The 24045-nt window shown below is 65.4% G+C and carries 17 protein-coding genes and 2 pseudogenes; 13 read left to right on the forward strand and 6 right to left on the reverse strand.

All coding sequences use genetic code 11. From position 1 onward, the window contains the following. Positions 1–130 precede the first annotated feature (130 nt). The 8 genes and pseudogenes from ACSKB9_RS39210 (at position 131) to ACSKB9_RS39245 (ending at position 11169) form a co-directional block, all read left to right on the forward strand. Positions 131–2263, forward strand: a complete 2133-nt coding sequence (locus ACSKB9_RS39210) for an ABC transporter permease (RefSeq protein WP_438079664.1) — start codon at positions 131–133, stop codon at positions 2261–2263. Then, positions 2263–3384, forward strand: coding sequence for an SMP-30/gluconolactonase/LRE family protein (locus ACSKB9_RS39215; RefSeq protein ID WP_438079665.1), 1122 nt, complete (start codon positions 2263–2265; stop codon positions 3382–3384). Before ACSKB9_RS39210 ends, ACSKB9_RS39215 begins: the two co-directional genes overlap by 1 nt. A gap of 11 nt (positions 3385–3395) precedes the next feature. Further along, complete coding sequence (locus ACSKB9_RS39220) at positions 3396–4931, forward strand: sugar ABC transporter ATP-binding protein (protein WP_304500254.1); 1536 nt, start codon at positions 3396–3398, stop codon at positions 4929–4931. Between the two features lie 344 nt (positions 4932–5275). After that, positions 5276–7591 (forward strand): annotated as a pseudogene (locus ACSKB9_RS39225) (bifunctional salicylyl-CoA 5-hydroxylase/oxidoreductase). Continuing rightward, complete coding sequence (locus ACSKB9_RS39230) at positions 7588–8367, forward strand: SDR family NAD(P)-dependent oxidoreductase (RefSeq protein WP_438079666.1); 780 nt, start codon at positions 7588–7590, stop codon at positions 8365–8367. Before ACSKB9_RS39225 ends, ACSKB9_RS39230 begins: the two are co-directional and overlap by 4 nt. Before the next feature lie 11 nt (positions 8368–8378). After that, positions 8379–9218: an enoyl-CoA hydratase family protein gene (locus tag ACSKB9_RS39235; protein ID WP_438079667.1), complete on the forward strand. Its 840-nt coding sequence runs from the start codon at positions 8379–8381 to the stop codon at positions 9216–9218. Position 9219: 1 nt separating this feature from the next. Beyond that, entirely contained in the window at positions 9220–9615 is a 396-nt protein-coding gene (locus tag ACSKB9_RS39240; RefSeq protein ID WP_438079668.1) for a RidA family protein, read from the forward strand. Between the two features lie 312 nt (positions 9616–9927). Continuing rightward, positions 9928–11169 (forward strand): flavin-dependent oxidoreductase, encoded by a 1242-nt coding sequence (locus ACSKB9_RS39245; RefSeq protein ID WP_438079669.1) that lies wholly within the window; start codon positions 9928–9930, stop codon positions 11167–11169. Positions 11170–11303: 134 nt separating this feature from the next. Here the strand turns inward: ACSKB9_RS39245 and ACSKB9_RS39250 are convergent, their stop codons facing one another. Continuing rightward, positions 11304–11756 carry a cupin domain-containing protein gene (locus tag ACSKB9_RS39250; RefSeq protein ID WP_438080590.1) on the reverse strand — a complete coding sequence of 151 codons (453 nt, stop codon included), beginning with the start codon at positions 11754–11756 and terminating at the stop codon, positions 11304–11306. 21 nt (positions 11757–11777) lie between these two features. Beyond that, the gene (locus ACSKB9_RS39255; RefSeq protein WP_438079670.1) at positions 11778–12944 is read right to left on the reverse strand and encodes an ABC transporter substrate-binding protein; all 1167 of its coding nucleotides are present in this window, start codon (positions 12942–12944) and stop codon (positions 11778–11780) included. Between the two features lie 292 nt (positions 12945–13236). On the opposite strand from ACSKB9_RS39255, the gene ACSKB9_RS39260 reads away from it, so the two are divergent. From ACSKB9_RS39260 to ACSKB9_RS39270, 3 genes are all read left to right on the forward strand, one after another. After that, entirely contained in the window at positions 13237–13731 is a 495-nt protein-coding gene (locus ACSKB9_RS39260) for a MarR family winged helix-turn-helix transcriptional regulator (protein WP_016845834.1), read from the forward strand. Between the two features lie 3 nt (positions 13732–13734). Beyond that, a complete protein-coding gene (locus ACSKB9_RS39265; RefSeq protein ID WP_438079671.1) occupies positions 13735–14550 on the forward strand; it encodes an alpha/beta hydrolase in 816 nt (271 codons plus the stop codon). A gap of 157 nt (positions 14551–14707) precedes the next feature. Next, positions 14708–16351 carry a benzoate-CoA ligase family protein gene (locus tag ACSKB9_RS39270; protein WP_438079672.1) on the forward strand — a complete coding sequence of 548 codons (1644 nt, stop codon included), beginning with the start codon at positions 14708–14710 and terminating at the stop codon, positions 16349–16351. 46 nt (positions 16352–16397) lie between these two features. Here the strand turns inward: ACSKB9_RS39270 and ACSKB9_RS39275 are convergent, their stop codons facing one another. Together ACSKB9_RS39275 and ACSKB9_RS39280 are read right to left on the reverse strand one after the other, a co-directional pair. Further along, positions 16398–18011, reverse strand: coding sequence for a DHA2 family efflux MFS transporter permease subunit (locus ACSKB9_RS39275; RefSeq protein ID WP_438079673.1), 1614 nt, complete (start codon positions 18009–18011; stop codon positions 16398–16400). 8 nt (positions 18012–18019) lie between these two features. Then, positions 18020–19204: an HlyD family secretion protein gene (locus tag ACSKB9_RS39280; RefSeq protein ID WP_438079674.1), complete on the reverse strand. Its 1185-nt coding sequence runs from the start codon at positions 19202–19204 to the stop codon at positions 18020–18022. 156 nt (positions 19205–19360) lie between these two features. On the opposite strand from ACSKB9_RS39280, the gene ACSKB9_RS39285 reads away from it, so the two are divergent. After that, the gene (locus ACSKB9_RS39285) at positions 19361–20065 is read left to right on the forward strand and encodes a TetR/AcrR family transcriptional regulator (protein WP_438079675.1); all 705 of its coding nucleotides are present in this window, start codon (positions 19361–19363) and stop codon (positions 20063–20065) included. Positions 20066–20074: 9 nt separating this feature from the next. Here ACSKB9_RS39285 and ACSKB9_RS39290 read toward each other — a convergent pair. Together ACSKB9_RS39290 and ACSKB9_RS39295 are read right to left on the reverse strand one after the other, a co-directional pair. Beyond that, a pseudogene (locus ACSKB9_RS39290) lies at positions 20075–21722 on the reverse strand (ATP-binding protein). A gap of 208 nt (positions 21723–21930) precedes the next feature. After that, a complete protein-coding gene (locus ACSKB9_RS39295; RefSeq protein WP_028331483.1) occupies positions 21931–22857 on the reverse strand; it encodes a LysR family transcriptional regulator in 927 nt (308 codons plus the stop codon). A 167-nt stretch (positions 22858–23024) separates the two neighbouring features. On the opposite strand from ACSKB9_RS39295, the gene ACSKB9_RS39300 reads away from it, so the two are divergent. Next, entirely contained in the window at positions 23025–24044 is a 1020-nt protein-coding gene (locus tag ACSKB9_RS39300; protein ID WP_438080592.1) for a class 1 fructose-bisphosphatase, read from the forward strand. Position 24045 lies beyond the last annotated feature (1 nt).

Below are 24045 nucleotides of genomic sequence, written 5' to 3' on the forward strand. Positions count from 1 at the left end.
AGGAGCATGATCCGGGACGTGTAAGCCGGCTCTCCGCAAGATCGTGCGCGATCACGAGCACGATCCGGAAAAGTGGAAGCCGGTTTTCCGCAAGGTCGTGCTCAATCAAGAGGGTGCTTTGGCGATGTCGATGGCCGTTGATTCCTTTGCCGCATCGGTGCGGCGATTTTCACCCCGGCTCCTGCTGTCGGAGCTGTTGCTGAAACAGTGGTTCGAGCCGGTCGTCCCCTTCACCGTGATGATCGGGCTGTGGACCTATTTCGCGCTCACGATTCCCGACTACGCCTCGGTGCAGAACTCGGTGTCGCTGCTGCGGCTGTTCGCCGAATTCGGCTTCGTCGCGCTGGCGATGGGCTTCTGCCTCGTCACCGGCGGCATCGACCTGTCGGTCGGCGCGATCTTCGCGCTGTGCAATTTCGCAGCGCTGTACTTCCTCCTGGTGCGCGAATGGCCGGTCGGCCTCGCGGTGCCGGCGACGCTTCTGGTCGGCGCGCTGCTCGGCAGCATCAACGGCTTCCTGATCGGCTTCCTGAAGACGCGGCCGTTCCTGACCACGCTGGTGACGCTGATCATCCTGCGCGCCTCGGTCAACCTGCTCAACACCAGCTACGCCCAGGTGTTCGCGACCAACTCGGTCGAGAGCGACGCCTGGGATTTCATCGGCGGCGGCAGCGTGCTCGGTATCCCCGTCAATGCGGCGACGCTGTTCGTGGTGCTGTTGATCTGCCACATCTTCCTGTCGCGCTCGCGCTATGGCTGGCATCTCACCGCGATCGGCGCCAGCCGCAAGGCGGCGCGCCACGCCGGCATCCGCGTCCGCGTGATGCTGTTCATGACCTATGTGCTGTCGGGAACGCTGTGCGCGGCGAGCGGCATCTTCTACGCCGCGCGGCAAGCCTCGACGGATTCCACCACCGGCGTGGGGTGGGAATTCCAGGCGCTCACCGCCGTCGTGCTCGGCGGCGTGTCGCTCGCCGGCGGCAAGGGCACGGTGTGGCGGGCGATGATCGGCGCGCTGATCATCTTCCTCTTGATCAACGGCCTCGTGCGGATGGGCATCCCGGGCTACGTCACCTCGGCGGTGACCGGCATGATCCTGCTTGCGGCCGTCGGCATCGACGTCAAATGGTCGAAGAACCGCGGCAAGGCGATCCAGAAGATCTATGTCAATCCGGCGTTCGTGCCGCTCGCCTCGGCGCCGGCGGTGCAGCCCGGCGCGGCCTCGCCCTACGCGCAGAACGACCGGCTGATCAATGCGCAGGCGATCGGCGTCGATCAGGTCGAGGGGCCCGAGGACGTCATCCTCGACCGCCAGGGCCGGCTCTACGGCTCGACCCGCGACGGCAACGTGATCCGCTTCTCCGGGCCGAACTTCGAGACCCGCGAGGTGTTCGCCCATATCGGCGGCCGGCCGCTCGGCATGCAGTTCGATCGCGACGAGAATTTGATCGTCGCGGTCGCCGGCATGGGCGTCTACGGCGTCGCGCCCGACGGCCGCATCTTCAAGGTCACCGACGAGACCAACCGCACCTGGTACAAGCTGAATGACGACAGCCGCCTGCGCATGGCCGACGACCTCGACATCGCACCCGACGGCAAGATCTATTTCAGCGACTGCACCACGCGCTACGAGATGACCACCAACACCCTCGACATCCTCGAGGGCCGGCCGAACGGCCGCGTGGTCTGCTACGACCCCGCGACCAGGACCACGCGCACGGTGATCAACCACTTCTATTTCCCGAACGGGATCTGCGTCTCGCATGACGGCAAGTCGATCCTGATCGCGTCGACCTCGCTGTGCAAGGTGTTCCGGCACTGGATCGCGGGGCCGAACAAGGGCAAGACCGAAGTGCTGATGGACGAGCTGCCGGGCAATCCCGACAACATCAACCGCGCCTCCGACGGCACCTACTGGCTGGCGCTGGTCGGCATCCGCACGCCGACCTTCGACCTTGCCGCGCGAAAGCCCGGCTTCCGCCTGCGCATGGTCAAGCAGGTGCCGACCGACGAGTGGCTGGCGCCGGCGCTCAACCATGGCTGCGTGCTTAAGTTCAATGAAAAGGGTGAGGCGCTGGAATCCTGGTGGGATCCGACCGGCATTTCGCATTCGACGTTGACCTCGATGCGCGAGCACCAGGGCTATCTCTATCTCGGCGGGCTCGAGAACAACCGGATCGGTCGCATCAAGCTCGACGGCGTCGACGACAGCTGGACCGGCTACGATGCCTATTGGGGCGCGAAGAGCAGGGTGACGACGTAATGGGATTTTTCGATCATCTGCTGCGCGACATCCGCAGCGTCATCGACCGCGACGGCGGCCAGAACGCGATCCCGCCGCTCGACGGCGCGCTGAGCCCGAATGACCGGCTCGACACCGCCACCCCGATCGGCGAGCCGTTGCCCGGCGTCGACGACGTGATCGTCGCCGGCGACGGCACGGTCTATGTCTCGGCCGGACGCCGGGTGCTCAAGCTCGGCGGCAATGACTTGTCGACACGTACGGTCGTCGCCGAGTTCGAGGATGATGCCGGCGGGCTCGCTTTGCATCCGGACGGCCGCCTGCTGGTCTGCGTCGCGGGCAGGGGCCTTGCCGCGATCGATCCGGCAAAGCCCGATCCGCGCTGGCTGGGGGCTGCCGGCAGCAGCGCGCCCACCGGGCTGTTGTCGGTGACGGCGGCGCCCGATGGCCGCATCTATGCCGTCGAAGGCAGCACCGGCCGACGCCCGGGCGAATGGCGGCACGATTTGATGGAGAAGCGCGCAAATGGCCGGCTGATCAGCTGCGGCGCCGGCCTCGACAATCCGCAGGTGCTGCTGCGCGATCTGCCTTATCCCTATGGCGTGAGTGTTTCGGCCGACGGCAACAGCCTGTGGCTCACCGAGAGCTGGGCGCATCGCCTCAGCCGGTTCGCGCTCGGCGGCAACGGACTTGGCCCGCGCGAGACCGTCGCCGCCAACATGCCTGGCTATCCGGCGCGGCTGCATCCGGACGGACACGGCGGCATGCTGCTCGGCATCTTCGCCCGCCGCACCCATCTGATCGAGTTCGTGCTCAAGGAAGACGATTTCCGCAAGGAGATGATGGCGACGATGCCGCCGGATTACTGGGTCGCGCCGGCGCTCGCCGGCGGCAGCGATTGCCTCGAGCCGATGCAGATCGGCAGCGTCAAGGCGCTCGGCATCCAGAAGCCGTGGGCGCCGCCGCGCTCCTACGGTCTACTGGTGCATCTCGATGCCGAGGGCGATGCGACCGACAGCCTGCACAGCCGCGCCGGCGGCCGCTTCCACGGCATCACCGCCGCCTGCGCCACGCCATCGGGCGTCGTGATCGCGGCGCGCGGCGCCGGACGCCTGCTGCGCACTACGGGAGAGCTGCGATGAATGACGGTGTGATGCAGGCGGCCCCCGGCGCCAAGACGGCAGAGACCTCCGCAGCCCGCGAGCCGGTGCTGCGGATCACGAACGGCTCGAAAATCTATGGCGGCGTCCACGCCATCGAGGGCGTCAATTTCGACCTCTATCCCGGCGAGGTGCATGCGCTGGTCGGCGAGAACGGCGCCGGCAAATCGACGCTGTGCAAGGCGATCGCGGGCGCGATCCAGCTCACCTCCGGCGACTATCTGCTCGACGGCAAGCCGACCGGATTCGAGCAGCCGCGCGACGCGCTCAATGCCGGCATCTGCATGGTCTATCAGGAGACCAGCCTGGTGCCGACCATGACCGCGGCGCAGAACATCGAGCTCGGCAACGAAAAGCTGCTGACGCGCTTCCGCACCCTGAACATCCAGGCCCAGCAGCTGCTGCAGTCGCTCAACTTCCACGTCGATCCGGCGACGCCGGTGGCGCTGCTCGGCACCGCCAAGAAGCAGATGGTGGAGATCGCGCGCGCGATCTACAACAAGGCCCGCATCATCATCTTCGACGAGCCGACCGCGTCGCTGACGCCGGAGGAGATCGTCCACTTCTTCCATCTGGTGCGCGACCTGCGCGCCCGCGGCGTCTCGATCATCTACATCTCGCATGCGCTGGAGGAGTCGCTGCAGATCGCCGACCGCATCACCGTGCTGCGCGACGGCAAGCTGGTGATTACGGCGCCCGCCAGGCAGCTGACGCGCGATGCGTTGGTGCAGCACATGGTCGGCCGCGAGGTGGCGCAGGCGGTCTATGGCGGAAGAGAGAAAACCCATCAGCGCCGCGAGAAGGTGCTGACGGTCGAGAACGTCACCATGGGCATGGCGGTCAAGAACATGTCGTTCTCGGTTTATGCCGGCGAGGTGGTCGGCATCGCCGGCCTGATCGGTTCCGGCCGCACCGAGATAGCCAAGATCATCTACGGCGCACTGAAGCGCAATCTGGTCAATGGCGGCACCATCCGGCTGCGCGGCAAGCCGATCCGCTACCGCGTGCCGCGGCAGGCGATCAATGACGGCATCGCCTACATCACCGAGGACCGCAAGGCCAACGGCTTCTTCGAGACCATGGTGGTCGACGACAACGTCTATATCGGCAGCCTCGCCACCGGAAAGGGCTGGAGCTTCCTGCTGTCGCGGGCGCGGCGCAGCAAGCTCGCCAGCTACTGGGTCGATCGGCTGAAGATCAGCGCATTGCAGCGCAAGGCCAGGATCATCGAGCTGTCCGGCGGCAACCAGCAGAAGGTGGTGCTGGCCAAGACGCTGGTGCAGGATCCCTCGATCATCATCTTCGACGAGCCGACGCGCGGCGTCGACGTCGGCACCATCCCGCACATCCACGGCGAAATCCGTCGTCTCGCCGACGAGGGCAAGGCGGTGGTGGTGATCTCGTCCTACCTGCCGGAGATCCTCGCCGTGTCCGACCGGATCCTGGTCGCCCGCACCGGGCGCATCGTCGCCGAATTCGACGCGGCGGACGCGACGCAGGACAAGATCCTGTACGCCGCGGTGCATTGAGGGCGCGCGGCGCGGCCTGTCGTCGGCGTAGGGCGGATTAGCGCAGCGCAATCCGCCATCTTGCTATGCCTTCGATGGGCAAATCAGCAGCAACAAGTTCGGTGTCGTCCCGGCGCAGGCCGGGACCCGACCACAGATTGTCATTGTTGTGCGTCGCTGGAACGGTGAGTCCCGTCGACAACATCTGCTGCGGCGTATGGGTCCCGGCCTGCGCCGGGACGACAGCGTTGGGTGGGGTCGAACCGCCCTTGACAATTATTTTAAGTATAAAATATTATCCCCCGTCGGCTCCAGGGGGAACGAGCTTCGTCCGCCCGATCCGCCGAAGCCAACGGGAGAACGCCATGCGTATCGTTTGCATTGGAGGCGGGCCGGCCGGGCTTTATTTCGGCATCCTGATGAAGATGCTGGATCCCGCGCACGTCATTTGCGTGGTCGAGCGCAACCGGCCCTACGACACCTTCGGCTTCGGCGTAGTGTTTTCAGATGCGACCATGGACAACATGCGCAAATGGGATCCGGTCACCGCTGACACGATCGAGCAGGCCTTCAACCACTGGGACGACATCGAGGTCCTGATCAAGGGCCGGCGCATGCGCACCACCGGCCACGGCTTTGTCGGCATCGGCCGCAAGCGGCTGCTCAACATCCTGCAGGCGCGCGCCGAGGAACTCGGCGTCGAGTTGATCTTCGAGCGCGAGGTGAATTCCGATCTCGAATTCCCCGATGCCGACCTGATCGTGGCATGCGACGGCGTGAACTCGAAGATCCGCACCAAATACATCGAGGCCTTCCAGCCCGACATGCTGATGCGGCCGAACCGCTATATCTGGCTCGGCACCAACCGTCCGTTCGACGCCTTCACCTTCGACTTCCGCAAGACCGAGCACGGCTGGTTCCAGGCGCACATCTACAAGTTCGAGGAGGGCGCGGCGACCTTCATCGTCGAGACCACCGAGGAGGCCTATCTCGCCCACGGTCTCGACAAGATGGAGCAGGGCAACTCCATCGCGTTCTGCGAGAATGTGTTCGCGGAAATCCTCGAGGGGCATCATCTCGGTCTCGAATGCGCGGCACCTGCGCGGCTCGGCCTGGCTGTCGTTTCCCAGGCTGATCTGCGGCAAATGGACCGCGTTCAACGGCAACAGCCATGTCGTGCTGATGGGCGATGCCGCCCACACCGCGCATTTCGCGATCGGTTCGGGAACCAAGCTCGCGCTGGAGGATGCGATCGAGCTGACCAACCAGTTCAAGATCCACGGCGCGACGCGCGACAGCATTCCCGCGGTGCTCAAGGCTTACGAGGAGCTGCGCCGGGTCGACGTGGCACGGATCCAGAACGCGGCGCGCAACGCGATGGAATGGTTCGAGGTGGTCGGCTCGCGCTATGCCGATACGCTGGAGCCGGAGCAGTTCATGTATTCGCTGCTGACCCGCTCGCAGCGCATCAGCCACGAGAACCTGCGGCTGCGCGACAAGACCTGGCTCGAGGGCTATGAGCGCTGGTTCGCGGAGCGCAGCGGTGTGGCCGCGACCAACGACCGCGTCATGCCGCCGATGCTGACGCCGTTCCACATTCGCGGCCTGTCGCTTCACAACCGGATCATCGTCTCGCCGATGGCGATGTATTCGGCGGAGGAGGGCGTGCCGACCGACTTCCATTTGGTGCATTTCGGCTCCCGCGCACTCGGCGGCGCCGGCCTTCTGTTTACCGAGATGACCTGCGTCTCGCCGGAAGCGCGGATCACGCCGGGCTGCTGCGGCCTCTGGAACGACGCGCAGGCGGCGGCCTACAAGCGCATCGTCGACTTCGTGCATCAGAATTCGCAAGCCAGGATCGGCATCCAGCTCGGCCATGCCGGCCGCAAGGGCTCAACGCGCGTCGCCTGGGAAGGCATGGACGAAGCGCTGCCGGACCATAACTGGCCGCTGGTGTCGGCTTCGTCAGTGCCTTATCTGCCCGACGGCCAGATTCCGGAGCCGATGAGCCGCGCCGAGATGGACGAGGTACGCGACCAATTCGTCGCGGCGGCACGGCGCGCCGTGGGTGCGGGCTTCGATATCCTGGAGCTGCACTGCGCCCACGGCTATCTGCTGTCGAGCTTCCTCTCGCCGCTGACCAACCGCCGCACCGACGACTATGGCGGATCGATCGAGAACCGCGCGCGTTATCCGCTGGAGGTGTTCCGCGCCGTCCGCGCGGTGTGGCCGGAGGACAAGCCGATGTCGGTCCGCCTGTCGTGTCACGACTGGGCCGAGGGCGGCAACACGCCCGAGGATGCGCTGGCCTTCGCGAAGTTGTTCAAGGAGGCGGGAGCCGACCTGATCGACTGCTCCTCGGCCAGGTCTCGGCCGACGATCATCCGGTCTATGGCCGGCTTTACCAGACCCCGTTCGCCGACAAGATCCGCAACGAGGTCGGCATCGCCACCATCGCGGTCGGCGCGATCTCGGAGGCGGATCACGCCAACTCGATCATCGCCGCCGGCCGCGCCGATCTCTGTGCCATTGCGCGTCCGCATCTCGCCGATCCGGCCTGGACGCTGCATGAGGCTGCGAAGATCGGCGTCGAGCAGATCGCCTGGCCGAAGCAGTACCTGTCGGGCAAATCGCAATACGAGGCCAATCTCGAACGCGCCGCCGCGGGAGTGAAGGCATGACACGCTTCTGGCCCAACGCACATGCGCTGGTGACCGGTGCCGGGTCCGGCATCGGCGCGGCGACGGCAATCGCACTCGCAAAAGCCGGCGTGCGCGTCAGCATTGCCGGACGGCGGATCGACGCGCTGAAAGCGACGGCGGCATCGCTCGACAAGCAGGCCGGCGCCGTGGTTTCGATCGACGTGACGGATGAAGCTGCGGTGAGCAAGGGTGTCGCACAGATCGAGGCTGAGGCGGGACCGATCGATATTCTCGTCAACAATGCCGGCAAGGCCGCGAGCGCGCCGTTCGACAAGACCGGCGCGGCGCTGTGGGCCGACATGCTGGCGAGCAACCTCTCCAGCGTGTTCCTGGTGACGCAAGCCGTGTTGCCCGGCATGGCGCAGCGCGGCCGCGGGCGCGTGATCAACGTGGCCTCGACCGCGGGCCTCACGGGCTATGCCTACGTCTCCGCCTATGTCGCGGCCAAGCACGGCGTCATCGGCCTGACGCGCTCGCTGGCGCTGGAATATGCACGGCGCGGCGTCACCGTGAATGCGGTCTGCCCCGGCTACACCGATACGCCGCTGGTGGCGGATGCCGCCGCGAACATCGTCGCCAAGACCGGCCGCAGCGAGCAGGAGGCGCGCGCTGCGCTTGCCAAGGTCAATCCGATGCAACGGCTGGTGACGCCGGAGGAGGTCGCCGACGCCATCCTCTGGCTTGCCGCCGAGGGCGCATCGTCAATCAACGGACAAGCCGTCGCGGTCGCCGGCGGCGAAGTCCTTACCGGGTGAAGGAACACGTCATGTCCGAGATGAAAGCAAAGCTCCGGCCGTTCAAGGATTATCCCGCCAAGCACTTCCGCTGGCAGGTCGATGCGAGCGGCCGTGTCGCGACCATCACGCTGAACCGGCCGGACAAGAAGAACCCGCTGACTTTCGAATCCTACGAGGAGCTGCGCGATCTCTTCACCAATCTCAAATACGCCTCCGATGTCCGCGCGATCGTGCTGACCGGCGCCGAGGGTAACTTCTGCTCCGGCGGCGACGTGTTCGAGATCATCGAGCCGTTGACGCGGATGGCGATGCCGGACCTGCTCGCCTTCACGCGGATGACCGGCGAGGTCGTGCGGGCGATGCGCAAATGCCCGCAGATCATCGTCGCCGCGATCGATGGCATTTGCGCGGGGGCCGGCGCGATGCTGGCGCTGGCGTCCGATTTGCGGCTCGCGACGCCGCAGGCCAAGACCGCGTTCCTGTTCACCCGCGTCGGCCTTGCCGGCGCCGACATGGGCGCATGCGGGTTGTTGCCGCGCGTGATCGGGCAGGGCCATGCGGCCGATCTGCTCTACACGGGACGTGCGATGAGCGCCGAGGAAGGTTTTGCGTGGGGCTTCCACAACCGTCTGGTGCCGCCGGCGGAACTCGCCGGTGCTGCGCAAGACCTCGCGCGCTCGCTCGCCGATGGGCCGTGGTTCGCGCATGGCGTGACGAAAACGATGTTCAACCAGGAATGGGCGATGGGCGTCGACGAGATGATCGAGTTGGAAGCGCAGGCGCAGGCGATCTGCATGGTCACCGGCGATTTCCGCCGCGCCTTCGAGGCGTTCGCCGCCAAGCAGAAACCGGCCTTCGAGGGCAATTGAGATGATCGAGATCCTGCAACCGGAAGGATGGGCCAAGCCGATCGGCTACGCCAACGGCATGGCCGCGCACGGCAAACAGCTCTTCATCGCCGGCCAGATCGGCTGGAACGGACAATGCGTGTTCGAGACCGACGATCTCGTGGCGCAGATCGGCCAGACCTTGCGCAACATCGTCGCGGTCGCCGCCGCCGGCGGCGCCGGGCCGGAGCACATCGTGTCGATGACCTGGTACTTGCTCGACCGCAAGGAATATTCCGCGCGGCTGAAGGAGATCGGCACGGTCTATCGCGACATCATCGGCCGGCGCTTTCCGGCGATGACCGCGATCCAGGTTGCCGGCCTGATCGAGGACCGCGCCAAGGTGGAAATCCAGGCGATTGCGGTGGTGCCGGACTAAGGATGTTGCCGGTTTGTCAAACCCGTCATCCCCGCGCAAAGGCTTCGCCTTTGTCGCTGGAGGCGCTCGCGCAGCGAGCCTCGAAGGATGCACGGCCCCGCTGGTGGCCGTCGACCCTTCGAGGCTCGCTGCGCGAGCGCCTCAGGGTGACGGAAATGGATCGGAGTTCGCTGAAGCAATGTTAAGGCTAAGCCCAATCATCGCGGGCGCAGCCAAGTTCGGGGCCGACAAACCCGCTTGCGGCGGGGCGAGCGGGCATGCGACCCTAGGCCAAAGCGTAAAAGCGTCCTGTTGTGAGTGGAGGTGAGGACGATGAAGGCGATTATCGTCGGAGGCGGAATCGGGGGCCTCACCACTGCACTGATGCTGCGCTCGCGCGGCATCGCTTGCGAGCTGTACGAGCAGTCCGAGACGATCCGCGAGCTCGGCGTCGGCATCAACACATTGCCCCATGCGATCCGCGAGCTGGCGGGGCTTGGTTTGCTCGACAAGCTCGACGAGGTGGCGATCCGCACCTATGAGTTGTTCTATCTGACGCGACATGGCCAGCAGGTCTGGCACGAGAAGCGCGGGCTCGATGCCGGCCACGACGTGCCGCAATTCTCGATCCATCGCGGCCGCCTGCAAAGCGTGATCCATCAGGCCGTGATCGACCGGCTCGGCGCGGATGCGATCCACACCGGCTGCCGGCTCGGCTCCTTCACCCAGGACGAGGGCGGCGTCTCGGCCTATTTCTTCGACCGCAGTGGCGCCCATGTGCGCACCGCGCGCGGCGACATCCTGATCGGCGCCGACGGCATCCACTCGAAGGTGCGGCAGACGCTATTTCCGGACGAGGGCGGGCCGTGCTGGAACGGCCTGATGCTGTGGCGCGGCGCGACCGACTGGCCGGCGTTCCTGACCGGGCGCTCGATGATCATCGCCGGCGGCCTGAACGCCAAGGCCGTGATCTATCCGATCGCGCCGGGCTCGAGCCCCGCGAGCCGCCTCACCAACTGGGCGGTGCTGGTGCGGATCGGCGACGGCACCTCGCCGCCGCCGCGCCGCGAGGGCTGGTCCAATCTCGGCCGGCGCGACGAGATGATGCCCTATGTCACGAGCTTCACGATCCCGCAGGTCGATTTCACCGGACTGATCAATGCGACGCCGGAATTCTGGGAGTATCCGTGCTGCGACCGCGATCCCCTGCCGTATTGGTCGAGCGGCCGCGTCACGCTGCTCGGCGACGCCGCGCATCCGATGTATCCGGTCGGCTCGAACGGCGCATCGCAGGCCATTCTCGATGCGCGCTGCCTGGCCGACATGCTGGCGCGATCGGAGCATCCGCGGCAGGCGCTGGCGGCCTATGAGCGGCAGCGGTTGCCGATGACCGCCGACATCGTCGCCTCCAACCGCCGCGGTGGGCCGGAGGGCGTGATCGACGCCGTCGAGCAGCTCGCGCCGCAGGGCTTTACCGACGTCGACACCATCCTCAATTACGAGGCGCGCGAGGCGATCGTCCGCGGCTATGCCGCCAAGGCCGGCTTTGCCGCGCGCGTGGTGGCGCGGCAGTAAGTCCTTTGCAGGAGGAGACGTCCGGCAGGCCATCTCCACACCGTCATTGCGAGGAGCAAAGCGACGAAGCAATCCATCGTTCCGCGATCGCGGAAATATGGATTGCTTCGCTTCGCTCGCAATGACGGAATAAGCTACGCCGGAGGCGGCGGCAGGAAGTGGATGTTGTGCTCGGCGGCGAGCCGCACCACGTCATCCGGGTTCTGCTCCTTCATGTTGTGGATCGCCCAGAACAGGTCGTAGAGCCTGCGCGTCGGCGACACCCAGAACAGCGTCTTGGCCGGCTGCTGCGACTTGTTGAAGATGCCGTGCGGCTTGCCCATCGGCAGGCGCACCAGATCACCAGGAGTTGCGGATCCGTCGGCGCCGTCGAGCATGAAGTCGAGCTTGCCCTCGAGAATGTAGAGGTACTCGTCCTGGTCGGGGTGGATATGCGGAGGAACGAAGGTGCCCGGCGGGAAGGTGGCGTGCCAGGAGAATGAATGTTCGGTGCGGCTCTTCGGCACGTAGGTCTGGCCGAGGATGCTCCAGGAAATGCCCTGGATGCCCTCATTGGCGCGGGTGATGCCGGCGATCTCGTCTTTCATGCTCATGCTTGCTCCTATGATCTACTTTGCGGCGCAGTCCTTGGTGTAGCGGTCGCCGTAATTCGAAAACACCTTCTCGACGATCTCGGTCTGGAATTTGCCGTCCGGACGCTTCGCGACCTTGGTGAGGTAGAAATCCTGGATCGGATAGCCGTTGTTGCTGAACTTGAAGTTACCGCGCAGCGAGGTGAAGTCGGCCTTCTTCAGCGCCGCTGCGACCGCGTCCTTGTTGGAGAGATCGCCCTTCACGGCTTTCACCGCGCTGTCGATCAACAGCGCTGCGTCATAGGCCTGCATGGCATAGGTGCCGGGCACGCCGTTGTAGGCGGCTTCATAAGCCGCGACGAACTTCTTGCTTTGCGGATTGTCGAGGTTGGGCGCCCAGTTCGCCCCGCCGAACATGCCGACCGCTGCGTCCTGCTGCGCGGGCAGGGTGGATTCGTCGACCGTGAAGGCGGAGAGCACCGGCACGGAGGCGCCGGCCTGCTTGTACTGCTTCACGAGATTGACGCCCATGCCGCCCGGCATGAAGGTGAACAGCGCGTCCGGCTTCAGCGCGGCGATCTTGGACAATTCGGGCTGGAAATCCAACGTGTTCAGCGGCGTGTAGGATTCCTCGACGATTTCGCCCTTGTAGTCGAACTTGAAGCCGGCGACGGAGTCGCGGCCGGCCTGATAGTTCGGCACCAGGAGGTAGACGCGCTTGTAGCCGCGGTCCTGCGCCACCTTGCCGAGGATCTCGTGCACCTGGTCGTTCTGGTACGACGTCACATAGAAGAATGGGTTGCACTCCTTGCCGGCGTAGCTGGAGGGGCCGGCGTTCGGGCTGATCAGGAAGGTCTTGCTGTCGGTGACCGGGCGGTGGATCGCCTGCAGGATGTTGGAGAAGATCGGGCCGACCACGAAATCGACCTTGTCGCGCTCGAGCAGGCCGCGCACCTTGACCACCGCGCCGTCGGGCTTCAGTTCGTCGTCGGCGTTGACGATCTCGACATCGCGGCCGGCCATCTTGCCGCCGAGGTCCTTGATCGCGAGCGCAAAGCCGTCGCGGACCTGCTGGCCAAGCGCCGCGGCCGGGCCCGATGTCGTCACCAGCACGCCGATCTTGATCTTCTCCTGCGCGGTCGCCGGGGTGACCGCGACACCGAGCAGCGCCGCCAATCCCGCGAGCTTCGTCAATTGTTTCATGTCTCTCCCCGACCACTGCTTTGATGTTTCGGCTTCAGCCCTATTGGCCGCAGCTTAGTCTGACGCGCGCAACCGCTGCAAGCGATGTGGCATCGCGTCAGGGCGATCGTCGCGCATCATGCAGGCGCTGCACATGCAAGCGCCGCGCCAATTGCTTGAAGTTTAAAGAAATTGCAGGATTGCCCAGACGGATCAGGCACGATTCGCAATTGTCCTTGCGGGGCGCCGCGAATTGCTTGAAGCTCAAAGCAATTGGTCCGACCGGAACCCGCCGCGGAGGCACGATCGCCGCATGATCCTCGATTCCGAAACCAAAGCCGTCGAACTGCCCGACGATCACGGCACCGAGCTTAGGCTGTGGCTGCGCCTCTTGACCTGCACCACGCTGATCGAAGGCGAGGTGCGCAGCCGGCTGCGCGAGAAGTTCGACGTCACGCTGCCGCGCTTCGACCTGATGGCCCAGCTCGACAAGGTGTCCGACGGCATGACGCTGTCGGACCTGTCGAAGCGGATGATGGTGTCGAACGGCAACGTCACCGGGCTGGTCGAGCGCCTGGTTGAATCGGGCCATCTCGATCGCCGCACCTCGGAGACGGACCGCCGCGTGCAGTTCATCCGGCTCACAAAACTCGGTCGCGCCGAATTCCGCAAGATGGCCGCCGAGCACGAGAAGTGGATCGCCGATATCTTCGGCGATCTCTCGCCGAAGGATATCCGCGAACTGATGCGGCTGCTCGCCAAGGCCAAGGGCTCGGCGCAGCGCTCCGCCAAGGCGAGGAGCGCTTAAGCCGTGACCGAGGTCGATTACGAGGTCGAATACAACAACCGGGCGCGGGTGCCGGAAAATCCGGCGCTGATGGCCGGCTGGGCGAGGGACTCCGCGGCCTATCGCGAGCAGCATCCGCCGCGGCGGCTGACCTATGGTCCGGGCAGCCGCAACGTCATCGACCTGTTCGAAGGCGATCGTGACGGCCCGCTCGTGGTCTTCATCCATGGCGGCTACTGGCAGGCGCTCGACGGCTCGTCATCGAGCCACTGCGCGCGAGGGCTCAACGGCCACGGCATCAGCGTCGCGGTGCCGAGCTACGATCTCTGTCCCAATGTCACGGTCGGCGACATCATCGGCGAGATGCGTGCGGCGTGCCGCGAACTGGCCAGGCTCAGCCGGTCGCTGGTCGTGTCGGGACACTCCGCAGGCGGACATCTTGCCGCATGCATGCTCGCGACCGATTGGCCGGCCTATGATGCGTCGTTGCCGAAGGACCTGGTCAGGGCTGCTTACGCGATCTCCGGCCTGTTCGAGCTTGAGCCGTTGGTCGGCACCTCCATCAACAAGGCGCTTGGCCTCGACCGCGCCGCAGCACGGGCGGCGAGCCCGCTGTCCTGGACGCCGCCTGCGGGCGCGACGCTCGATGCCGTCGTCGGCGGCGCCGAGAGCGCGGAATATCACCGGCAGAGCCGGACCATCGTCGATGTCTGGGGCAAAGCGGGCGTTGCAACGCGGTTCGGCACTGTGCCCGACGCCAATCATTTCACCGCGATCGCGCCGCTCGCCGACCTGGGCTCGGCGATGGTCGCGCGGCTGAAGCAGCTTACGCAAATCTGAGGTTCTGAAGGATCGGCCGGCGATTGCCGCGCGATTTCCAGGCTTGCGCCGAATTATTTTAAGTATAAAATGATTGGCGATTGGAACGCTGCCGGGCGTCCTTGTTCTTCTCGACGTTGGTCTTGGCCTTTCTGGATGGAAAGCGAGGGGCAATCGAATGTCAGGTGAATTTCCCGGGCTCGGCCCATCCGGGCATGTCGACGATTTCGCGCGGCGCAACCTGCCGCCATCAGCGCAATGGCCGCAACTGCTGCTCGACCGGCCGGAGTTTCAATATCCCGATTATCTCAACGCCGCGGTCGAACTGACCGACCGCATCGTCGAGCAGGGGATGGGCGATCGCATCGCGTTGATCGGCAATGGCCGTCAGCGCACCTACAAGGAATTGACCGATTGGTCGAACCGCCTGGCGCACGCGCTGGTGGAGAATTACGGCGTCAAGCCCGGCAATCGCGTGCTGATCCGCTCGGGCAACAATCCGGCGCTGGTCGCGGCCTGGCTCGCGGCGACCAAGGCCGGTGCCGTCGTCGTCAACACCATGCCGATGCTGCGCGCCGGCGAACTGGCCAAGATCGTCGACAAGGCCGAGATCTCGCTGGCGCTGACCGACAGCCGCATCGCGGATGAACTGGTGGCTTGCGCCAAGACCAGCAAATTCCTCAAGCAGGTCGTCAATTTCGACGGCACGCAGAACCACGATGCCGAGCTCGATCGGATCGCGCTGAACAAGCCGGTCAAGTTCGATGCGGTGAAGACCGGCCGCGACGACGTCGCGCTGCTGGGCTTCACGTCGGGCACGACGGGCGAGCCGAAGGCGACCATGCACTTTCACCGCGATCTCCTGATCGTCGCGGATGGCTATGCGAAGGAAGTGCTCAAGGTGACGCCCGACGACGTGTTCGTCGGCTCGCCGCCGCTTGCGTTCACGTTCGGCCTCGGCGGGCTCGCAATCTTCCCGCTGCGGTTCGGCGCCACCGCGACGCTGCTGGAGAACGCGGCGCCGAGCGAGATGATCCGGATCATCGAAACCTACAAGGCGACGATCTGCTTCACCGCGCCGACCGCCTATCGAGCGATGATGGCCGCGATGGACAAGGGCGCCGATCTGTCGTCGCTGCGGCTCGCCGTCTCGGCCGGCGAGACGCTGCCGGCGCCGGTGTTCGAGAGCTGGACCAGGAAGACCGGCAAGCCGATCCTCGACGGCATCGGCAGCACTGAACTGCTGCACATCTTCATCACCAACCGCACCGGCAGCGCCGTCGGCGGCACCACGGGCACGCCTGTCACCGGCTACGAGGCGAAGATCGTCGACGAAGACATGAACGAGCTGCCGGCGGGCCAGGTCGGCAAGCTGGCGGTTCGCGGTCCGACCGGCTGCCGCTATCTCGCCGACTCCCGGCAGACCAAATATGTCCACGACGGCTGGAACATCACCGGCGATGCCTTCGTCAGCGACGAGAACGGCCGGCTGTCCTTCGTGGCGCGCGCCGACGACATGATCATCTCGGCGGGCTACAACATCGCCGGCCCCGAGGTCGAGGCCGCGCTGCTCGGCCATCCCGATGTCGCGGAGTGCGCCGTGATCGGCGCACCCGACGAGGAGCGAGGGCAGATCGTCTCGGCGTTCATCGTGCTGAAGCAGGGCGCGCGCTGCGACGATGTCGAGGTCAAGCTGCTGCAGGATCACGTCAAGGCGACGATCGCGCCGTACAAATATCCCCGCGCGATCGCCTTCGTCGAGGCGCTGCCGAAGACCCAGACCGGGAAGATCCAGCGCTTCAAGCTGCGCGAAGCAAGCTGACAAGCAAAAGGGGGAGGGCGACGGCCCGCGGCCGCCGCCCGACAGATCAATGCGCCGCGCCGCCGCCGGCCGCATTCTTCGGCTTGCCAGTCAAGAGGATCGCGATCGCGGCGAACACCAGCACGATGCCGATCACGGCAAAGGTGTCGCTGAAGCCAAGCACCAGGGCTTGGCGCTTCACGATATTGCCGAGCGCCACGATCGCCTGGTGGTGCGCGATCGCCGGATCGGAGATGCCGTGGCTGAGGAAGTAATTGGTCACCTCGGCGATCCGGGTGCGCACTTCCTCGCGGCCGAGGTCGACCGACTGGCCGATGATGTTGGAGTGGAACTGCTCGCGCTTGGTGACGATGGTGGCGAGCAGGGCCGTGCCGATCGCGCCGCCGAGATTGCGCATCATATTGGAGATGCCGGAGGCCGCCGCGGCATCCTGCGGCGCGACGCTGCCGAGGCTGACCGCCGACAGCGGCGCCAGCATGATCGCCTGGCCGATCGCACGGACGATGTTCGGGACGAAGAACTGGTCACCGGAGTAATCGAGCGACATCGCGATGTTCATGAAGGAGGAGACCGCGAACAGGATCATGCCGGTGAAGGCGATGAAGCGCGGATCGAAACGTTGCATCAGCTTCGGGACCAGCGGGATCAGGATCAGCTGCGGCAGGCCGGTCCAGGCCAGCACCTGGCCGATCTGCTCGGCGTTGTAGCGCTGCACCTGGCCGAGATAGGCCGGCAGCAGGTACACCGAGCCGAACAACGCGAAGCCGACGAACACCGCCGAGATGGTGCCGAAGCCGAAGCTGCGCTGGGTCAGGAGGCGCAGCCGGATCAGCGGCTTTTCCACGACGAGCTCGATCCAGACGAACAGAGTGAGGCTGACGGCGGCGATCACCGCGAGCTTGACGATGAAGGGCGAGCCGAACCAGTCGTTCTTGTTGCCTTCCTCGAGCACGGCCTGCAGCGACGACAGGCCGATCGCCATCGTGACGATGCCGAGCCAGTCGCCCTCACGGAGCAGATGCAGCTGCATCGGCTGGCGTTCCAGCGTGAAATAGAGGGTGATGACCATCACCGCGGTCGGGATCACATTGACGAAGAAGATGGTCTGCCAGCCGTAATTCTCGGTGAGGTAGCCGCCGATGGTCGGTCCGATCGCGGGGGCAAAGGTCACCGCGAGCGCGAACATGGCAAGGCCCACCGGTTGCTGGGCCTTCGGCAGCTTGGTGAAGACAAGCGTGAAGGCCATCGGGATCAGCACGCCACCAAAGAAGCCCTGCAAGCCGCGCATCGCGATCATCGAGGGCAGGTCGTGGGTGAAGGCACAGGCGACCGAGAAGATCGCAAACAGGGTGGCGAAGCCGATGATGATCTTGCGGAAGGAAAACACCCGGCTGAGATAGTCGGTCAGCGGGATCACCACGATCTCGCCGATCAGATAGGAGGTCGAGATCCAGGAGCCGTTGTCGACGCCGGTTCCGATGCCGCCCTCGATGTTGAGCAGCGAGGCGTTGGTGATTTGGATGTTGAGGATCGCCATGAACGCGCCGATCATGGCGGCGACAATGGAAATCCAGACCGCCATGCTGGCGCGGTTGGGATCGGCCGCTACAGCTGCCGCGCGGGGCGCAGCAGCCGGGGAGGAGAGCGCGAGATCGGACATGACATCACCTATTTGAATGAGGCGACAGCGAGCTTGGGAGAGGCGCTGGAGCGCGGCGCCTCGCCAGGTTGCGACAAGGTTGCGATGGTCGGGATGACCGACATGCCGGGCCGCAATTCGACCGCAGTCGCATCGAGCGCGATCTTCACCGGAATGCGCTGCACCACCTTGGTGAAGTTGCCGGTCGCATTGTCAGGCGGCAGCAGCGCGAATTCCTGGCCGCTGGCGGGCGCGAGACTGTCGACATGGCCGCGCACCACCTGTCCGGGGAACATGTCGACGGCGATCTCGACCGGCTGACCCTTGCGGACATTGGTGAGCTGCGTCTCCTTGTAGTTCGCGATCACGTAGGCGCCGGTGGCGGGCACCAGCGACATCAGCTGCGTGCCGGCCTGGACGAACTGGCCGGTGCGCAGGGTGCGGTTGCCGACCACGCCGTCGATCGGGGCTGATATGGTGGTGTAGCCGAGGTTCAACTCGGCCTGATGCTGGAGCGCGGTTGCTCGCGCCTGCGACGCGACCGCCTGGGCAATGTCGGCCTTGAGCAGCTCCACTTGGCGGAGCGCGGAGGCGAGGTTCGCGGTATCGCGGGCGACGGCGGCCTGTGCGCTGGCGTAGCGCGACTGCGCCTGCTGCGCGTTCTGCACGCTGCCGAAGCCGGTGCCGGCGAGGTCGGTGTAGCGCTTGTTCTCCTGCTCGGCGAAGGTCTGCGTCGCGGTGTCGACGGCGAGCGTCGCACGTGCCGCTTCGATCACTGACTGCTGCACATCGAGCTGCGCATGCTTGCTGGCGATCGCGGCTTCGGCGGCCGCGACGTCAGCCTTGGCCTGATCCAGCGCGACCCTGAAATCGCGATCGTCGATCCGCGCCAGCATCTGGCCGGCGCGCACATGCTCATTGTCACCGACCAGCACCGCGCTGAGATAGCCGGAGACTTTTGGCGCGATCGTCGTGTTGTCGGCCTTCACATAGGCGTCGTCGGTCGAGACCTGGAAGCGGCCGACCGTCCAGTAGTCCCAGCCGTACCAGGCGCCGCCCGAAAGGACGGCGAGCGCCGCGCCGGCCAGCAGCAGGCGGCGAAGCCTGCCCTTGGCGGCGGGCGGCCTGGCGGCCTCCGGATGTGCGATCAATTGCCTGGCGGTCTCGGCCGGAACCTGGCTTTCGGCCTTGAATGATGTCTCATGCTGGCTCATGGCGGCGCTCCTGATCCGTCTATCTCGCTGGAAAGTCTTGCCAATTCCGGCCGACGTCCACGGGATTAATTCAGGAAACTTGATGTTTTCCAAAATAGAGCCCATATTGGGAGTGTCAATAGAATGACAGGCATCATTTAAAAGCATGGCTCGCGGATGAACCGGAATGACAAGGATCAAACTGAGCAAGGCGCGCCGGCGCGACGCGGTCGTGGGCGGCCGCAGCTGCGTTCCGACGACGAGACGCGTGCGCTGATCTATGACGCCGCGCGGCGCGAGTTCTCCGAGCGCGGCTTTGCTGCGGCCAACATCGCCGACGTGGCTTGCCGCGCCGGCGTCTCCACCAAGACACTCTATCGGCTGATCCCGACCAAGCTGGCGCTGTTCGAGGGCACGGTGACGGACCGGATGGACCAATTCATATCCGCCGTAAATCTCGGCGCCTGCGACGGCCGTGATATCGCGGCGGCACTGGAGGCCGCACTCTCGACCTGTGGCGAGCTGATCCTCGATGCCGAGGTCATCGCGCTTCAGCGCATCATCCTGGCCGACAGCGACAAATTTCCCGACATCGCCGAGATGTTCTACGACAAGGCGATGCAGCGGACCCTTGGCGCGCTCGCTGCGTGGCTCGGCGTGCAGCGGCGGAGGGGAAGGATCGCGGTGGACGACGCGCAGGCTGCTGCGGGCATGCTGCTCGGCATGCTCGTGTTCCAGCCGCAACGCGACGTGATGTACGGCCACAGGCCGCCGCCGTCGCGGGCGCAGATCGAGGCCCGCGCCAAGGCCTGCGCGGCACTGTTCTTGTCCGGATGCGCCGTGCCGGCCGATCAGATCAAGAAGCAGAACGGAGACGCGTGATGCCCCGCGTCACTTGCCCATTGCCGCCGCCGGCGGCTGGGCCAGCACCTGCCGGATCATCCGCGCGAGATCGGACTTGCGATAGGGCTTCGGCAGCAGCGTCACATCCGGATCGAGACGGCCGTGGTGGATGATCGCGTCCTCGGTGTAGCCGGAGGTGAAGAGCACGCGCACCGAGGGCAGTTTGGCGATCACGGCATCGGCGACCTGCCGGCCGTTCATGCCGCCGGACATGATGACGTCGGTGAACAGCACGTCGCAGACGAACCCCTTGTCGACCGCAGCCAGTGCTTCCGGGCCGTTGGCGGTGACCATGGTGCGATAGCCAAGCTGCTCGAGCTGGGCGCTGACGTAATTGCGCACCAGCGGATCGTCCTCGACGACCAGGATGGATTCATTGCCGCCGCGCGTGTCGACCGGAGGAGGCGGCTCGACGTCGATCATGTCGCCGCTGCTGCGCGGCAGATAGAGCTTGATCGAGGTGCCGTGGCCCTCTTCGGAATAGATCTTGAGGTGTCCGTTGGACTGCTTGATGAAGCCGTACACCATGCTGAGCCCGAGGCCGGTGCCCTTGCCGGTGTCCTTGGTGGTGAAGAACGGCTCGAACACCTTGTCGCGGATTTCCGCCGGAATGCCCCCGCCGGTGTCGCTGACCGCGACCATCACATATTCGCCCGCCCGCACATCGGGGTTGGCGACGGCATAAACCTCGTCGAGGATGACGTTACTGGTCTCCAGCATCAGCTTGCCGCCGTCGGGCATCGCATCGCGGGCATTGACGGCGAGATTGAGCAGCGCGGTCGCCATGTGGTTCGGATCGATGAAGGCCGGCCAGGCATCGGGCTCGAGCGCGGTATCGATCTCGATCTGCTCGCCGAGCGAGGGCCGCAGCAGCCGCGCGGTGTCCTGCACCAGCGTGTTGCAGATTCGCTTCACGCGGTTGCAGCGGCTGCAGCCGCGAGAAGGCCAGCAGGTGCTTGGTCACTTCTGCACCGCGAAATGCGGCGTCGGTGATCATCTTGGCGACAGACGACAGCGCGGGATCATGTTCAACGGCTTCCGCGAGGATGTCGATCAGGCCGGTGATGACGGTCAGGATATTGTTGAAGTCGTGGGCGATGCCGCCGGAGAGGTGCCCGACGGCCTCCATTTTCTGCACCTGGCGGAGCTTTTGCTCGGCTTCGAGCTGTTCGCGGGCGGCCTCGACTTCGCGGGCGCGCATGAAGATTTCCGCTTCCATCTGCTCGGTGCGCTCGCGCAACCGGTCGGTCAGCTGGTCCTGCTCGGCACCGCGCTGCTTCAGCTGGATGAAGCTGGTGACGTCTTCGACCCGATGGATGATGTAGGTGAACTGCCCGTTCGGCCCCAACACCGGCGTATTGCGCGGGCTCCAGTAGCGTTCCTCGAAGCCGCCGCCCTCCGACTCGGGCTTTCGGATATCGTATTTCTGCACCGTCATGGTGTCGGGGCGGCGGAACTGGACCACGCGCTCGAGCGAGGCGCGCAGGTTCCGCACGCCGTCGGCGGTCGGATCGTCCGGATTGTCGGGAAACACCTCGAACAGCCCGCGCCCGAGGATCGCGGCGCGCTCGGTCTTGGTGGCGCGCAGATAAGCGTCGCTCACTGCCACGATGCGAAAGTCGGGCTGCGTCAGCACCAGATAAAGGCCGGGCGCCGCCTCGAATAACGCCTTGAAGTCGGGCGTCGGCGGGGACTGGTTCTGCAGTTCAACCTCCCTCGCAGGGTGCGATCCGCCGGGTGACCGCAGTCAAGATGTGACATGCGTTTCGCGGAACTTCAATGCCTAACATACGGCACCACCTCGATTTTCTGGCTCGATCGGGCGTTGCAACGTCGCCCGGGCGCTAGTTTGAATTCGGCAGATAGCGCCAGCCTTCCTTGCCGAGGAAATCCAGCATGGCCTGCGCGGGCGGCAGCAGGATCTTGTCGGCGCGCCTGATCGCGTGCCACTGCCGGACGATCGGCAGGCCCTTCACCTTGAGCACCACCAGCCGGCCGTCCTCCAGCTCATGGAACACCGTGTGCTGGGAGATGAAGGCGATGCCGAGCCCGGCCATCACCGCCTGCTTGATGGTCTCGTTGCTGTCCATCGCCATGCCGAGTTTCGGCTCCAGCCCGACCCGCTCGAAATATTGCTGCATCAGCATCCGCGTCCCCGATCCTTGCTCGCGAGTGATGAAGGTTTCGTTGGCGAGCTCCGATGGGGCGACGTGCCGCCGCCGCGCCAGCCGATGATCGGGCGCGGCGACGATGAAGTGCGGATGCCGGCCGAGCGGCTTCATCTCGACCTCGACGTCGGCCGGCGGCCGGCCCATCACCGCGATGTCGAGATCATAGCCGCGCAGCGCGTCGCGAATCTCCTCGCGGTTGCCGATCCTGAGCGTGACCTCGATCTTGGGAAAGCGGCGCGAGAACGCCGCGATCGCGAACGGCACGAAGTATTTCGCGGTGGAGACCGCGCCCATCGCGACGCGGCCGCCGCTGCGGCCGGCGATCATGTCGAGCGACTGCTCGCAATCCTTCAGCGCCGCTTCGATCCGCTCGACCAGCGTCAGCACATGTGCGCCGGCATCCGTCAGCGCCATGCCGTCGCCGGTACGCTGGATCAGCGGCAACCCTGCGAGCGCCTGCAGGTTGCGGAGCTGCAACGTCACCGCGGGCTGCGTCAGGTTCAACCGGTTGGCGGCGGACGTGATCGAGCCTGCCTCGTGCAAGGTCGACAGTGCGCGCAGCTGGCGGATGGTGAGATCCCGCGAGAAGTTGCCGGCCATGACAAGCTCCATAAGAAATACTTTGCTCGGACCAAAGATAATAAAATTTCCCTAATTGGGCAATTCGCGCGTTGATAGGGCGAAGGCGACTCCCCTGAGGTCGCCTCTCGAAGCCTCGGGACAGAGGGCGCGATCATAGGGAGAGGCCGGTGGAGATTCGTCCAGCATTGCATGCCCATCTGGAGTGGCCCGCGCAGCACAACCCGTTGCGCGCCGCGACCGTTGTCGTCGTCGAAGCCCTTGCCCGTGCCGCGATCGAGCTCTCGCGCATCATTGCCGCCGGGCCGCTCGCCGGAGTCGGCGGCGAGAGCGGCGGCGTCAATCCCGACGGCGATCGCCAGAAGACCATCGACATCGTCGCCGACGATCTGATGCGGAGGGCGCTGCGCACCGCGCCGGTCGCCGCAGTGCTGTCGGAGGAGGTCGAACTGCCCGAGACGCTCGATCCCGACGCGCCGCTCTGTGTCGCGATCGATCCGCTCGATGGATCCGCCAATCTCGAAAACAACATCTCGATCGGCACGATCTTCTCGATCCGGCCGAAGGGAAACGACGTCATCTCGACCTTCTTCGAGCCCGGCACGGCGCAATGCGCCGCAGGTTGCTTCATCTACGGTCCACAGACCGTGCTGGTGCTGGCGCTCGACCAATGCGTCGACTGTTTCACGCTGGACCCGCGAACCGGTGAGTTCGTCCTGACCGCGCGCGATCTGCGCGTGCCGCAGGATGCGTCGGAATTCGCCATCAATGCCTCGAATCGGCGGCACTGGAGCGGCCCGGTGCGCAGCTACATCGACGAGTGCCTCGCCGGCGTGAACGGTGAGCGTGGGCAGGACTTCAACATGCGCTGGATCGGCTCGCTGGTCGCCGAGGCCTACCGCATCCTGATGCGCGGCGGCGTGTTCCTGTATCCGGCGGATGCGCGCCAGGGCTACCGCGAAGGCCGGTTGCGTCTGCTGTACGAGGCGCATCCCATCGCACTGATCATGGAATGGGCGGGCGGCGCGGCGTCGAACGGCCGGTCGCGCATTCTCGAACTGTCGGCACGCACGCCGCATCAGCGTGTGCCCCTGATCATGGGATCGGCGCGCGCCGTGCGCGACGTCGATGCGATCCACCTGACCGTCGAGCCGTTGTTTGAAAGCAGCGATGCCCCGCTGTTCGCGCGGCGCGGCCTGTTCCGCTGAG

The sequence above is a fragment of the Bradyrhizobium sp. BR 1433 genome, assembly GCF_051547665.1.
In the GTDB taxonomy this organism is placed as follows: domain Bacteria; phylum Pseudomonadota; class Alphaproteobacteria; order Rhizobiales; family Xanthobacteraceae; genus Bradyrhizobium; species Bradyrhizobium australafricanum.

Bases quoted from the DNA above. Each gene is read 5' to 3' on its own strand.
- ACSKB9_RS39275 (WP_438079673.1), bottom strand. From the start codon at position 18,011: ATGTCCGATCTCGCGCTCTCCTCCCCGGCTGCTGCGCCCCGCGCGGCA.
- ACSKB9_RS39230 (WP_438079666.1), top strand. From the start codon at position 7,588: ATGACACGCTTCTGGCCCAACGCACATGCGCTGGTGACCGGTGCCGGG.
- ACSKB9_RS39255 (WP_438079670.1), bottom strand. From the start codon at position 12,944: ATGAAACAATTGACGAAGCTCGCGGGATTGGCGGCGCTGCTCGGTGTC.
- ACSKB9_RS39240 (WP_438079668.1), top strand. From the start codon at position 9,220: ATGATCGAGATCCTGCAACCGGAAGGATGGGCCAAGCCGATCGGCTAC.
- ACSKB9_RS39235 (WP_438079667.1), top strand. From the start codon at position 8,379: ATGTCCGAGATGAAAGCAAAGCTCCGGCCGTTCAAGGATTATCCCGCC.
- ACSKB9_RS39245 (WP_438079669.1), top strand. From the start codon at position 9,928: ATGAAGGCGATTATCGTCGGAGGCGGAATCGGGGGCCTCACCACTGCA.
- ACSKB9_RS39260 (WP_016845834.1), top strand. From the start codon at position 13,237: ATGATCCTCGATTCCGAAACCAAAGCCGTCGAACTGCCCGACGATCAC.
- ACSKB9_RS39215 (WP_438079665.1), top strand. From the start codon at position 2,263: ATGGGATTTTTCGATCATCTGCTGCGCGACATCCGCAGCGTCATCGAC.
- ACSKB9_RS39280 (WP_438079674.1), bottom strand. From the start codon at position 19,204: ATGAGCCAGCATGAGACATCATTCAAGGCCGAAAGCCAGGTTCCGGCC.
- ACSKB9_RS39210 (WP_438079664.1), top strand. From the start codon at position 131: ATGGCCGTTGATTCCTTTGCCGCATCGGTGCGGCGATTTTCACCCCGG.
- ACSKB9_RS39285 (WP_438079675.1), top strand. From the start codon at position 19,361: ATGAACCGGAATGACAAGGATCAAACTGAGCAAGGCGCGCCGGCGCGA.
- ACSKB9_RS39250 (WP_438080590.1), bottom strand. From the start codon at position 11,756: ATGAAAGACGAGATCGCCGGCATCACCCGCGCCAATGAGGGCATCCAG.
- ACSKB9_RS39270 (WP_438079672.1), top strand. From the start codon at position 14,708: ATGTCAGGTGAATTTCCCGGGCTCGGCCCATCCGGGCATGTCGACGAT.
- ACSKB9_RS39220 (WP_304500254.1), top strand. From the start codon at position 3,396: ATGCAGGCGGCCCCCGGCGCCAAGACGGCAGAGACCTCCGCAGCCCGC.
- ACSKB9_RS39295 (WP_028331483.1), bottom strand. From the start codon at position 22,857: ATGGCCGGCAACTTCTCGCGGGATCTCACCATCCGCCAGCTGCGCGCA.